The following is a 12,166-nucleotide window of genomic DNA, read 5'->3' as shown; positions in this document are numbered from 1 at the left end:
CTTGGATTGCTTATCATAGAAGGTATATTATAAACAAATTGCTCTATACCTTGTAGGGCGTCTGTAGGGCTATTTCCTTGTGAAAATATAGAATTTTTAAAAGATTCTAATAAATTATTATTTACTTTTAATACATCATCTTGATATCTTTCATAATAACTAGAATGCAATTCCAAAAAATATACTCTTGAAAAATTAAAAAAAGGATTATTTGAACACAAAAAATAATAATCTTGTTTTTTAAGATTATTAGTATCAATTATAATAAGCCTTGATTCTTTTAACTCCTTAGTAAAATCTAAAATTTTAAACATAGTGTATATTATTTCTAAGTCTTTTTCAAAAACTATTATGTATTGGTGATTTTGATTTTGTAATAAAGCTTTATATAAAATTCCATTACCAAAGCCATAAAAATATAACACAGGATATAAAAAATACTTATTCTCATAAGTATTTAACATAGTATTTAATTCTTCTAAAGTGTTTTCATACATAAGAGTATTATCATAAGTATTTAATAAATTTATATCTAAATTATCTTTGCCTTGTATTATGTGGAATTTGTTTTCATTTTGCTCTTGAATTTGAAGCAATTTTTGCCTTAAGATAGGATTTAACAAAGATTGTATATTTTTTGCAAACATTTTTATAACCCCCAACCATCATCTACTACTATAGTCTGACCTGTAATGAATTTAGAATAATTAGAAATTAAAAACAACAAAATGCCACACACATCATCTGCTTCTAACATACCTTTACTAGCACAGCATTTTCTATAAGCGTCTAAAAAAATTTGAGGCTGATTGTCTTTAATGCCACCAAAAGCTACTGAATTTACTCGTATGTTTGTATTAAAAAGCTCTTTAGCAAGCCACACTCCAAGATGATTAATGCCTGCTTTTATGACACTATATTCTAAAGAACTTTGCATTAAAGTGCCTTTGTAGTTTTCAAATTTAGGAGCATATACACCCATAATAGAGCTTAAATTTATTATATTTCCAAATCCTTGTTTTTTAAAAAATTTAACCATTTCACAAGCTATAAACATAAAACTACCCAAATGCAAATTTAAATTCTCACAAATTTGCTCATAACTTGCTTCATAATATGGCAATTTACCCCAATTTTTACCCATAGGATAAGCACAATTAATAAAAGTATCTATTTTCTCAAATTTACTCACGCCCTTTTGCAAGCATAAGTTAATGGCATTTTTGTCATTGATATCAAATGCTATGCTTAAAATCTTTTCATCATTGTTTAAATCATTTTTTAATTTATATAATTTATCCTCATTTATATCAGCAATGATAATCTTTCCATTATGCTCTAAGCAAGCCTTACTTAAAGCACTTCCTATCCTGCCACAAGCCCCAACAATCAATACAACTTTATCTTTTATCATCAAAAATCTTCCTGCTTTAAATTAGCTTTTTTAATCAAAAATTCAACTATTTCAAAATCAAATTCACTATCTACATCAAAAGCACTTTCTTCATTCATCACATAAAGTGAAGTTTCTTTTCCAAATAAATCATCACTTTTTAAAAGTTTATCACGTTTAAAAATATAAATACTAGCATTCATATCATAACATCTTGGAGCACTTTGTCTGGTATTAAAATTTCCTTCTTTTGAAAGTTGCACACAATCTCCACTCACTTCGATAAGGTTAAAATAAGGATTGCGTCTTGCAGGCACAGCAGTTATTAAATTTGATTTATTTTCTTTTATAAAAAGCTCATAAGCTTGTTTTATGTCCTGACTTCTTCTTAAAGGTGCTGAAGCGTCTAAGTCTATCAAGGTGTCAAATTTGGTATTGAAGTATTTTTCACTTTTAATTAACGCATCTCTCATTACAGGGAGTTTAGGCGAATCATCACTAGCTAAACTCGCCTCTCTTTTAAAAAAAATTTCTGCACCATATTTTAAAGCCACTTCTGCTATTTCATCACTATCTGTGCTTACTACTATGTGCTTAAAAAGCTTTGAATTTTTAGCTTGAATAATGCTATAAGCTATTAATTCTAAGTCATTAATCTTTCTGATATTTTTATTTTTAACTCCCTTAGAGCCACCTCTTGCACAAATAGTGCATAAAATATTATCCATAATTAACCTCATCGCATAATTTTAAAATCTTATTAGCTTGTATGATATCACATAAATCTTTACTTTTCTTAGCCACATTAATATGCAAATTTTTTAAAGTATTTATAGTGTCATTTTGAAAATTTTGAGTTTCAACTTTATGATTTTTATCATAAATTTTTAAAGTATTTTCTATCAAATTTGCTTCATAGCTTATCTGGTTAGAATGAAAAATTATCTTTCTTTGTATAAATTTAGAAAAATAATCAAGCTCTATATGAATCAAACTCCTTTTTGACTGCAATGACAAAAAAGAAAAATCATCGCTGTTTATTTTTAATTCTGAAAGTTTTAATCTTTGAGAATAAAGCAAAGTAAGATCATTAAAAAAATAAAATGCAAGATCGATTTCGTGAGAAAGATCAAGCAAAACTCCACCGCCTAGTTCTTTTTTAGCACTATAGTTTTTTGTATAATCACCCTCTCGCCAATTTGGCAAATAAGATCCGCACATAAATTTGGCAAAATATATATTTTTATCTGTATTTACAAGCTCTTTTAATCTTTGCACTAAAGAATTAAATCTCAAAAGATAAGCTACATATATGGTATTGTTTGTATTTAAAATTTTATATTTTTCAAATAAAGGCTTTTCCACTAAAATAAGCTTATCTTTTACCTTTTCATCTATGTATTTTAATGTCTCATAATGTTTAGTTGTAACATTACAAATCACAAATAAATCATAAAAATTCAAATCAAGCTCATCTAAATTTTTATAAGTTTTAATGTCTGTATCATTTAAATGCTTTGAAACTACACTTATATCATAAGCTAAAGATTTCATAGCTAAAAAATGCTTTTTAGCTATACTTCCATAGCCTATTATCAAAGCTTTCATTTAAATTCCTCATTAGCTTTTTTAAATTCATCAATTTGCCCTATGTCTATCCAATAATCATCAATCAAAAAAGTATTGATTTTATTTTCTTGCATAAGCAATTTTATAAAATCTGGCATATCAAAATACTCATTTTCTTTTAATAATTTTAAAACACAAGGCTCACAAACATAAATCCCCGCACTCACTAAAAATTTAGATACAGGTTTTTCTTTGATATCTTTAATATAATTTTTATTAAGCTCTACGACACCATAAGGAATTTTATAAGCAAATTCTCTAAGACAAACACTCATTAAAGCTTTACTTTTTTTATGAGCTTGGAGTAATTTATTAAAATCAAGCTCGGTTAAAATATCAGCATTCATCACTATAAAACTTTCTTTAATTTCGTCTTTAATAAGACTTAAAGCACCTGCTGTCCCTAATCTCTTTTTTTCTTTAATGTATTTTATATTAACACCAAATTTAGCACCATTTTTAAAGTATTTTTCTATCACTTGTTTTTTATAATTAACACAAAGAATAAAATTTTCAAAATTTTGCTCTTTAAATTTAGTGATAATACTTTCTAATATAGGCTTATTTCCCACCTTTAGCATAGGTTTTGGGGTATTTTTTGTAAGTTCTTTTAAACGAGTCCCAAGGCCACCTGCCATTAAGATTATATTATTTTTATTTTTTTCCTTGCAAAATATCGAAGCTATGGATTTTATAGCAATAACTTTGTTATTTTTATCTACTATAGGAAAATCATAAATATCATATTTTGCACTTAAATTTAATAAAATCTTCTCATCACAATCCTCTTTTTGCACGACAATAGGATTTTTTGTATAAATATTTTTAATGCTATCTTCTAATTTATAATCATTAATCAAAGCTTTTCTTATATTAGAATCACTAATTACACCTAAAAAATTATCATTTTCATCAACAACTAAAGCAAGCCTTACTCTAAGCTCCCCTATAGTTTGTAAAGCTTTTTTAATGCTGGAATTTTCTTTTAATTTTAAGTTATTTACATTCATAATCTATAAATTCTTTATTAAGTATTGCTTGTAAATCATAAGTTTTTAAAATTTCTTTAATATTATAGCTAGTATTTTCACTATAAAAAGGATTGATAAAATTTCTTAGATTTTGTTTGTATTGCTTGCAAGCTAGTTTTTCAAAAGCTTGTTTTAAATTTGATATTTCACAATTTATAATATTTTTTGCACACATTCTACCTCTTTGCCTATCGCCTATATTTATACAAGGTATTCTTAAAAAAGGACTTTCGCAAATTCCACTTGAGCTATTGCCTATTACAGCTTTACAAATTTTCATCAAACTCAAATACCTTAAAGAACCTAAATTATCAAACAATCTTGCTTTAAATGATTTTTTTTCACAATACAATTTAATCATTTCATTGATTAAAAAGCCATTTTCATCAGCATTTGCTTTTGTAAAAATCAAACTTGCATTTTCTATGGTATCTAAAAAATTTAACAAAGTGTTGATTTGTTTTTTGATTGATTTTTTATTTATAGTTTGTGGATGATAGGTTATTAAATAAATATTTTCTTTAAATTTGATATTTAAATCATCTTCTAATGTTTTTTTGTCTAAAAAATTTATATTGTTTATTAATTCTCCACCTAAAGACCCTACATTAAAAACTCTTTTTTCATCTTCGCCAAGTTGCAAAACTCTTTTTTTGTATTCTTTAGTAGAAACAAAATGCAAATGTGCCATTTTAGTAATGCTATGCCTTATGCTATCATCTATAGCACCTAAAGTAAGCTCTCCACCACAAATATGAGCTAAAGGAATTTGCATAATAAGACACACACTAGCCACAGCTAGCATTTCATATCTATCGCCTAAAATTACTACTATATCAGGTTTTAAGCTAAAAAGAGCTTCGCAAAGTAAAATTTCAAGCAAAGCCATACTTTTGCAAAGTGATATGTTATTATCATTACTTAATAAAATATCTATTTTTTTATCTATCTTAAATTCTTTTTCTATTTCTTTATAAGTAAAGCCAAAATCTTTACTCAAATGTGAAGCAGTTAAGATAAGTTGTAATTTTAAATCCTCATCTTTTTTAATTTGCTTGCATAAATTTTTAAGTAAATACCATTCAGCCCTCGTGCCACTAATTACACAAATTTTTCTACTCATTTATAATTTCATCTTTTTTGTAATTTTTCTTAGCTATTTTGTTGATATATTTTTCATAATTCATAGCACAAATTCCACCGCCGCTTCGCTTAGCACATAAATTTTCTTCGCTAAATTTTTCACCTTTTTTGATGTCTTTATTAGCTACTAAAAATTTTCTTACTATTTTTAAATTTGACTTTTCGCTTTTGCTAGCCTTTTTAACGCCATTTCCAAGGCTAAGCTCTAATTCTCTTATATTTTTACACAAAGTGTGTAATTCTTGAGGCTCTAAACTAGCTAAATGATCAGGCCCTTGCATAGTCTTATCTAAAGTAAAATGCTTTTCTACTATACAAGCTCCAAGGGCTACAGCAGCTAAGCAAATATGAATTCCTAAAGTATGATCAGAATACCCAACATTAAGCTTAAAAGCATCTTTTAAAGTTTGCATAGCTTTTAAATTGACATCTTCAAAAGGCGTAGGATAAGCACTATTACAATGTAATAAATTTATATTTTTTCTTTTTGTGCCATATTTTACTAAAATATCAATCGCTCTTTCAATCTCACCTAAACTACTCATACCCGTTGAAAGTATGATTTTTTTATTTAGTTTTGCTATTTTTTTAAGATATATAAAATTAGTGATTTCCCCGCTTGGAATTTTAAAAAAATCCAAATCTAAACTAGCTAAAAATTCGATACTAGCTAAATCAAAAGGCGTAGATAAAAATTTAATCTTATGCTTTTTACAATGATCGATCAAAATTTTATGTGCTTTTTTATCAAGCTCTAATTTTTCTATCATCATTAGCTGGCTTTCTGAATCGTTTTTTGTATTGTTGATTTGATATTGAGCTTTTTTAGTATGAGCACAAACGCAATCTTTTGCTATAAAAGTTTGAAATTTAACATAATCAGCACCAGCTTTTGCAGCAAGCTCAATGAGTTTTTTAGCTAAATTTATATCGCCATTGTGATTAACTCCAGCTTCTGCTATGATAATAGTTTTTTTCATTCTTTAACACCTATATAAATATAATGATGAGCACTTCCCTCATTTTCAAAATCAAAAATATTTATAGGGTCATACTCGCCAAGATAAAGAGTTTTAAAAGGCTTAAAAAGTTCTTTTAATTCACAAGGTTCTTTAATAAAATTAATATAACTTTCCTCATTTAATCTACCTTTTAAAACTACTTTTTTTAAATTTGTATTTTCACATTCACTAGAATTTTTATAATAATAATTTTTTTCACTCATCATAGTGGCAAAAAATACAGCCTTATCATTTGCTAATTCATAAAATTCTTGTATAGTTTCTTTTAAATTAGACAAATAATACAAACTTTGATTTGCAAAAATAACGTCCATTTTTTCATTAAAAAGATTTTTAAAACTAGAATTTGGATTTATTATATGCAAATTCCCCCCCCCCAATGACAATTTTTCCCAATTAGCCCTTATACTAGCTACTATATCTATGCCAAAGGGATTAAAGCCTTTGCTTTTAAAATAAGCACAATGAACACCATTGCCACAACCAAAATCAAGTAAATTCCCACTTGTTTTGTTTAATTTGTATTTTAATACTCTCTCATAAAATCTTACTATATGTCCATCAGGATATAGCACTCCATAGCCTTTGTCGTATTTTTCATTATAAGCTTTTAAAGATGAAATCATAATTATCCTTTTAATTCTTCTTTGAGTTTAAACTCACCAAATTCATTTTTATAAAACAAATCCAAATTATAATGCTTTTGCACTATCTCATAAAATTTAGCCTTGCTAATGCCCACAAAAGCACAAAAATCCTCTATACATTTATTATCAAGCAAATGATCTCTTTTTTTGACTATTTTTACTGCTTCTTGCCTATTTAAAAGCCCATAGCGAACAAATCTTGAAGCATAATCACTCGCCATAGCGTGCCCAAATTTAGGATATTTCATCCAAGCATGAAGCGTATAAGCTATGCTATCTATTTGATCAAAATTTTCAGCACAATGAGTCCTATCCCATTCTCCATTTAAATCACAAAATCCCCTACTCTTAGCAAAAATATAATTTTCATAAGAATTCCACTTAACAAAATAAGAAAGATATATAGGATCAAGCTTATTAATATCATCTTTGTTAGGATTAAAAAATAATTGCAAATTTTCTCTGCTAGTTTCCTCATCGATAAATTCATTAATGTCTAAATCACTTGCTACCCCATTTAAAAATATACCTTTAGCACTTGGCGTTTCAAGCCCATCACTACCGCCATATTCATAGCTTACATTTTCTCCATAAACAAGCAAGGGTGTGTTAAATTTAAGAGCCATTGCAAAAGGATAAGAATATATAAGACGATCTATAAACCAAGTAGGTTTGCCATATTTTTCAAAGGTCTTTAGCATTACTTTTTTTTGAGTTTTAATATCAGGCTTAAGAGTGATAAGATGGCAAGCAAATTCCTCACTGATATTTCTTAAATTTTTCTTGCCCGCCTCAGTCATAGTAAAATTATCTTCAACGCTAAAAAGCACAGGATTCATTCCTAATTTCTCTTTCATAATATGCACTTGAAAATGACTATCTTTGCCTCCACTTACTGCTATAGCACAATCATACTCAAATTTACCATTACAACGTCTGTATTTATCGCAAAGCTCTTCAAGCTCCTTAAATCTAGCTTTATAATCAATCTTTTCTTTATTTTTGTGATTGATACAAGCACTGCATATATTTTTACCCTCCTTATCAAGGCTAAATTTAATCCCAGGCCTAGTATCTGGCATCACACAATAATCACAATATTTCATTTTTACTCCATTTAAAGATTATAAAAATCACTTCTACCCCCCCCCGTATCACGATATTTTAAAAAGAAATTATTTTTATAAGCTTTACAAAATTCTTTATAATTTACCTCATCAAAAATCATACCACCTATATAAAAAAAGCTCTCAAGTGTCGAAAATTTTTGCTTAAAATAAAACAAATTATCATCATCTTTAACCCCACCGCCAAGCAAAACAAAATCTATATCTTTGCTAGAACAAATTTCAAAAGAAAAATCAAGTAAAGCTGCGTTTGCGTATTTTTCATTTTTGTTTGCACTTAAGTGATAATAAGCAAATTTTTTATCTAAGAAAAAACTAGCATAAGCTAAAATTTCACCATCATAGCTTGCTTTTAAAACTAAATTTGACTTAAAATTAAAAAGCTCTTTAAAATAATCATCACTAAAAAAATAAAATTTGCTTGCTTGATTTTTTCTCATAGTTTCATCATAAAGTCTTTTAAAATCTTTAGCATCTTTTGCATTTACTATAGAAATTTCAAGCTCTTTTCTTGCTTTTTTTATATAAGTTCTTATCCTTGGGCTATAATTTGCTCTAATTTGCTCTAAATCTTTATAAACTGGCACTATGACTATCTTTCTTTCTTTTTTGAAAAAATCAAGCTTTGTTTGATAAAAATTTAAATTTTTGTCAAAAGGATGAAATCTTATAAAAAAAGCGATGATATTTTCTTTTAAAGCTTGTTGTTTTAAACCACTTAAAGCTCTTGTTAAAAAATCACTATCTACGCTATTGCTATAAATTCCACCATAGCCGTAAGGACTTTGCAAATCAAAAAAAGAAGTATTTTTTATCTTTTGTTTATTAGCTACGATTTTAAAAAAATTTCCATTTTCTTTATAGATAAATTCAAAAACCTCTCCATAAAGCCCTACGTATTCTTTTTGAAAATAAATATCCTCGCTAAAATCATCACAAAAATGACCATCAAAATTTTCAAGCAAAATCTTACTCATTTTCCAAAGCCTTATTTTTGATGATTCCCCCCCCCATAGGACTTTTTTCACCTTCAAAAATTAAAATTTCATCATTAATGACTCCATCACTTTTTAAAGTCTGAGTGTAAAAATTGATACATTTTAATTCTTTATAAAGCTCTTTTAAACTCGCTTCATCATCAAAACGCAAAATCCCCACTCCTGTGTAAATTCCCTTAGTTGGTTCAAAAAAATCTCCCTTATTAGCTTCATAACCAAAAATATTTTTAGATAAAGCACTAGAATAAAATTTGCCACCATTTTTTAGCTTTTTAATAGCCTTTAAAAAAATATTTTTTGACTTTTCTCTATCATTACAACAAAGTGAAGCTATATCTATAATGGCATCAAAGCTCTCATCTTCAAATTCATCTAATCTTTCTACATAATCACCAATTTTTATTTGTTTGATTTTATCGCTTAAATTTTCATCTTTCATTCTAGCTTTAAAACGCTCTACTCCTGTCTTACTCCACTCTATGCCACTTACATTAAAGCCCTCTTTTGCACAAAACCATAAATTTGCTCCTGTGCCAAGTCCTAATTCTAAGATATTGATTTTACTTCTATCTTGGACATTATAAAAATTTCTTGCTATAAATCTTATAATGCTTTCACTTGGGTATTTACCCCATTCTTTTTTAGAAAAAATTTGCTCCCACAAATAATTCATATTTTATACCCCTCGATTATAAAAAGTTCATTTAATTGTTTAGTTAGATTTTTTTGTATGTGAATTTTTATATCATTAATGCTATAAGTTGCACCCTCATAAAGCTCTTGTAAATCTTTTTCATCACAATACCTTATAACCCCCGTGCAAGCATCACTCCCGCTTGCAGGCTTTACTAAATGATAACCTAAGCTTTCATCTTTTTCAAAGCCATCATTATAAAGGCTTGGAGTGATGGACAAAAACTTGCCCCCACTTTTTAGCTTTTTCATAGCCTTTTGTATGATGAACTTAGTTTTTTCAAAATCATTATAAGCTAAAGAATAGCTATCTATCCACGCATCAAAGCTCTCATCTTCAAATTCATCTAATCTTTCTACATAATCACCAATTTTTATTTGTTTGATTTTATCGCTTAAATTTTCATCTTTCATTCTAGCTTTAAAACGCTCTACTCCTGTCTTACTCCACTCTATGCCACTTACATTAAAGCCCTCTTTTGCACAAAACCATAAATTTGCTCCTGTGCCAAGTCCTAATTCTAAGATATTGATTTTACTTCTATCTTGGACATTATAAAAATTTCTTGCTATAAATCTTATAATGCTTTCACTTGGGTATTTACCCCATTCTTTTTTAGAAAAAATTTGCTCCCAAATTTCTTCATTGCTTCCTAAATTACCTGAAATTTCTTCATTGCTAATGTATTTTTTCATCATTTTCCTTTATGCACTCATTCCCCCCCCCCCAGTAAATAGGGAAGTGTTGTTTAGTTTGTTATAATACACACTTTTTGCTTTTAAAATCGTTCCGTGTTTTAAGTGAGTGTTTGATCCTAAAAAGCTTTTTTCTTCTATGATACACTTTCCATTTACCACAGCAGTAGTAGATATATGACAAAAGTCTTTTATTATAGCATCGTGTTCTACTAAGGCTTTTGAATTTATTATACAAGCTTTTCCAATTTGTGCATTTGTATTAACTAAAGCATAGTGCATTATTATACTTGCTTCTTGTATATTTGCATAAGGTGAGACATAAGCAAGAGGGCTTATGATAGTTGGCAAAATAAAACCTATGCTTTTTAAATTTTCATAAATTCTTACTCTATCATTTACATTTTTAATCTGTCCTACGCCTATAAAAGCAAATTTAGTTATCTTAAAAAGATTTTTTAAATCATCATCACATCCTAAAATAGGATACTTAAAACTTTTTTTATCGCTATCTTTTTCCACATAGCCTATTATCTCAAATTTATTTTCAAGCTCTATGACATCAACACAAGATCTTGCGTGCCCTCCAGCACCTATGATTAAAATTTTTTCTTTCAAAATGCAAACCTTATATATTGTAAATATTACTTTTATATTTTTTTAAATTTAAAGGATTTTCAAACCATTTAATAGTCTCTTTTAAACCTTTTTCTATGTCGTATTTTGGTAAAAAATCTGTGAGAGTTTTTATCTTGGTATTATCACAACAAAGCCTAAATACTTCGCTATTTTCAGGTCTTATTCTCTCATCTTCTATGATAAATTCTACATTAGATTTCATAAGCTTTTTAATAAGCTCTAAAGTATCTTTGATACTAATTTCATAATTTGATCCTATATTTACAACCTCTCCAATGGCTTTTTGGCATTGAGCTAATTTTATAAAACCTAAACAAGTATCTTTAACATAGTTAAAATCCCTCGTAGGAGAAACATCGCCTAATTTAATCTGCTTTATATTGCTTGCAATTTGCGTGATGATAGTAGGTATAACAGCCCTTGCACTTTGTCTTGGGCCATAAGTATTAAAAGGTCTTGCTATAATAAGAGGAATATTAAAAGAATTATAAAAACTCAAAGCTAAGCAATCAGCACCTATTTTACTCGCTGAATACGGACTTTGAGCTTGCAAAGGGTGCTTTTCATCTATAGGCACATATAAAGCCGAGCCATAAACCTCACTCGTGCTAGTGCAAATAATGCGTTTGACGCCATTTTCAAGCGCACTTTGACAAATATTTAAGGTGCCTTTTATATTAACATCTACGTAACTATCAGGAGCGATATAAGAATAAGGTATAGCTATTAAAGCTGCTAGATGAAAAATAATCTCCACATCTTTAGTGATATTTTTAACAAAATGCGGATCTTTAATATCCCCACAAACAACTTCTATACTTTCTAAACACTCTATATCCTCAAGCCAACCCCAATGATTAAAAGAATTATAATAGCTTAAAGCCTTGATTTTATAATCAAAATATGGTGAATTTTTATCTTTACTTTCTTTAAAGAGCATTTCAACTAAGTGAGAGCCTATGAAACCATCAGCACCTGTAATTAAAATCTTTTTCATCATTTTCCTAGTTTTAATAAATAAGTTAAAATAATACCATTTATATTAGATAATATCGAAATTTAATGTTATATCTTTATAATTAGCAAGGGTAAAAATGTCTCAAATTTCAATCATACTTCCTACTTATAATGTAGAAAAATACATAGCA

Annotated in this window: 13 protein-coding genes and 1 pseudogene; all 14 read right to left on the bottom strand. The window is 27.9% G+C overall.

Going from position 1 to position 12,166, the window contains the following annotated elements:
• Positions 1-647 (bottom strand): annotated as a pseudogene (locus QZ429_RS06550) (DUF115 domain-containing protein); the annotation flags it as partial.
• 2 nt (positions 648-649) lie between these two features.
• Positions 650-1,414: an oxidoreductase gene (locus QZ429_RS06545; RefSeq protein ID WP_291953036.1), complete on the bottom strand. Its 765-nt coding sequence runs from the start codon at positions 1,412-1,414 to the stop codon at positions 650-652.
• Positions 1,414-2,121 carry an acylneuraminate cytidylyltransferase family protein gene (locus QZ429_RS06540; protein ID WP_291953034.1) on the bottom strand — a complete coding sequence of 236 codons (708 nt, stop codon included), beginning with the start codon at positions 2,119-2,121 and terminating at the stop codon, positions 1,414-1,416. Before QZ429_RS06540 ends, QZ429_RS06545 begins: the two co-directional genes overlap by 1 nt.
• The gene (locus QZ429_RS06535; protein WP_291953032.1) at positions 2,114-3,001 is read right to left on the bottom strand and encodes a gfo/Idh/MocA family oxidoreductase; all 888 of its coding nucleotides are present in this window, start codon (positions 2,999-3,001) and stop codon (positions 2,114-2,116) included. The genes QZ429_RS06540 and QZ429_RS06535 overlap by 8 nt, the downstream gene beginning before the upstream one ends.
• On the bottom strand, positions 2,998-4,032 hold the full coding sequence (locus tag QZ429_RS06530; protein WP_291953030.1) for a nucleotidyltransferase family protein: 1,035 nt from the start codon (positions 4,030-4,032) through the stop codon (positions 2,998-3,000). The genes QZ429_RS06535 and QZ429_RS06530 overlap by 4 nt, the downstream gene beginning before the upstream one ends.
• Complete coding sequence (neuC, locus tag QZ429_RS06525) at positions 4,019-5,176, bottom strand: UDP-N-acetylglucosamine 2-epimerase (RefSeq protein WP_291953029.1); 1,158 nt, start codon at positions 5,174-5,176, stop codon at positions 4,019-4,021. Before neuC ends, QZ429_RS06530 begins: the two co-directional genes overlap by 14 nt.
• Positions 5,169-6,176, bottom strand: a complete 1,008-nt coding sequence (gene neuB / locus QZ429_RS06520; protein ID WP_291953027.1) for an N-acetylneuraminate synthase — start codon at positions 6,174-6,176, stop codon at positions 5,169-5,171. Before neuB ends, neuC begins: the two co-directional genes overlap by 8 nt.
• Positions 6,173-6,844: a methyltransferase domain-containing protein gene (locus tag QZ429_RS06515; RefSeq protein ID WP_291953025.1), complete on the bottom strand. Its 672-nt coding sequence runs from the start codon at positions 6,842-6,844 to the stop codon at positions 6,173-6,175. Before QZ429_RS06515 ends, neuB begins: the two co-directional genes overlap by 4 nt.
• A gap of 2 nt (positions 6,845-6,846) precedes the next feature.
• Positions 6,847-7,971 carry an N-acetyl sugar amidotransferase gene (locus tag QZ429_RS06510; RefSeq protein ID WP_291953023.1) on the bottom strand — a complete coding sequence of 375 codons (1,125 nt, stop codon included), beginning with the start codon at positions 7,969-7,971 and terminating at the stop codon, positions 6,847-6,849.
• An 11-nt stretch (positions 7,972-7,982) separates the two neighbouring features.
• Positions 7,983-8,969: a hypothetical protein gene (locus QZ429_RS06505; protein WP_291953022.1), complete on the bottom strand. Its 987-nt coding sequence runs from the start codon at positions 8,967-8,969 to the stop codon at positions 7,983-7,985.
• Positions 8,962-9,663 carry a methyltransferase domain-containing protein gene (locus QZ429_RS06500; protein ID WP_291953020.1) on the bottom strand — a complete coding sequence of 234 codons (702 nt, stop codon included), beginning with the start codon at positions 9,661-9,663 and terminating at the stop codon, positions 8,962-8,964. Before QZ429_RS06500 ends, QZ429_RS06505 begins: the two co-directional genes overlap by 8 nt.
• Positions 9,660-10,379 (bottom strand): class I SAM-dependent methyltransferase, encoded by a 720-nt coding sequence (locus QZ429_RS06495; RefSeq protein WP_291953018.1) that lies wholly within the window; start codon positions 10,377-10,379, stop codon positions 9,660-9,662. The genes QZ429_RS06500 and QZ429_RS06495 overlap by 4 nt, the downstream gene beginning before the upstream one ends.
• Positions 10,380-10,388: 9 nt before the next feature.
• The gene (locus QZ429_RS06490; RefSeq protein WP_291953016.1) at positions 10,389-10,997 is read right to left on the bottom strand and encodes an acetyltransferase; all 609 of its coding nucleotides are present in this window, start codon (positions 10,995-10,997) and stop codon (positions 10,389-10,391) included.
• Positions 10,998-11,007: 10 nt separating this feature from the next.
• On the bottom strand, positions 11,008-12,015 hold the full coding sequence (locus tag QZ429_RS06485) for an NAD-dependent 4,6-dehydratase LegB (protein ID WP_291953014.1): 1,008 nt from the start codon (positions 12,013-12,015) through the stop codon (positions 11,008-11,010).
• Positions 12,016-12,166 lie beyond the last annotated feature (151 nt).

Origin of the sequence: Campylobacter sp. (assembly GCF_020024835.1) — a bacterium.
Classification (GTDB): domain Bacteria; phylum Campylobacterota; class Campylobacteria; order Campylobacterales; family Campylobacteraceae; genus Campylobacter_D.
The sequence above is the reverse complement of the archived record's forward strand: the minus strand, read 5'-3'. Positions and strand labels throughout refer to the sequence as shown.

Bases quoted from the DNA above. Each gene is read 5' to 3' on its own strand.
- QZ429_RS06545 (WP_291953036.1), bottom strand. From the start codon at position 1,414: ATGATAAAAGATAAAGTTGTATTGATTGTTGGGGCTTGTGGCAGGATA.
- QZ429_RS06540 (WP_291953034.1), bottom strand. From the start codon at position 2,121: ATGGATAATATTTTATGCACTATTTGTGCAAGAGGTGGCTCTAAGGGA.
- QZ429_RS06535 (WP_291953032.1), bottom strand. From the start codon at position 3,001: ATGAAAGCTTTGATAATAGGCTATGGAAGTATAGCTAAAAAGCATTTT.
- QZ429_RS06530 (WP_291953030.1), bottom strand. From the start codon at position 4,032: ATGAATGTAAATAACTTAAAATTAAAAGAAAATTCCAGCATTAAAAAA.
- neuC (WP_291953029.1), bottom strand. From the start codon at position 5,176: ATGAGTAGAAAAATTTGTGTAATTAGTGGCACGAGGGCTGAATGGTAT.
- neuB (WP_291953027.1), bottom strand. From the start codon at position 6,176: ATGAAAAAAACTATTATCATAGCAGAAGCTGGAGTTAATCACAATGGC.
- QZ429_RS06515 (WP_291953025.1), bottom strand. From the start codon at position 6,844: ATGATTTCATCTTTAAAAGCTTATAATGAAAAATACGACAAAGGCTAT.
- QZ429_RS06510 (WP_291953023.1), bottom strand. From the start codon at position 7,971: ATGAAATATTGTGATTATTGTGTGATGCCAGATACTAGGCCTGGGATT.
- QZ429_RS06505 (WP_291953022.1), bottom strand. From the start codon at position 8,969: ATGAGTAAGATTTTGCTTGAAAATTTTGATGGTCATTTTTGTGATGAT.
- QZ429_RS06500 (WP_291953020.1), bottom strand. From the start codon at position 9,663: ATGAATTATTTGTGGGAGCAAATTTTTTCTAAAAAAGAATGGGGTAAA.
- QZ429_RS06495 (WP_291953018.1), bottom strand. From the start codon at position 10,379: ATGAAAAAATACATTAGCAATGAAGAAATTTCAGGTAATTTAGGAAGC.
- QZ429_RS06485 (WP_291953014.1), bottom strand. From the start codon at position 12,015: ATGAAAAAGATTTTAATTACAGGTGCTGATGGTTTCATAGGCTCTCAC.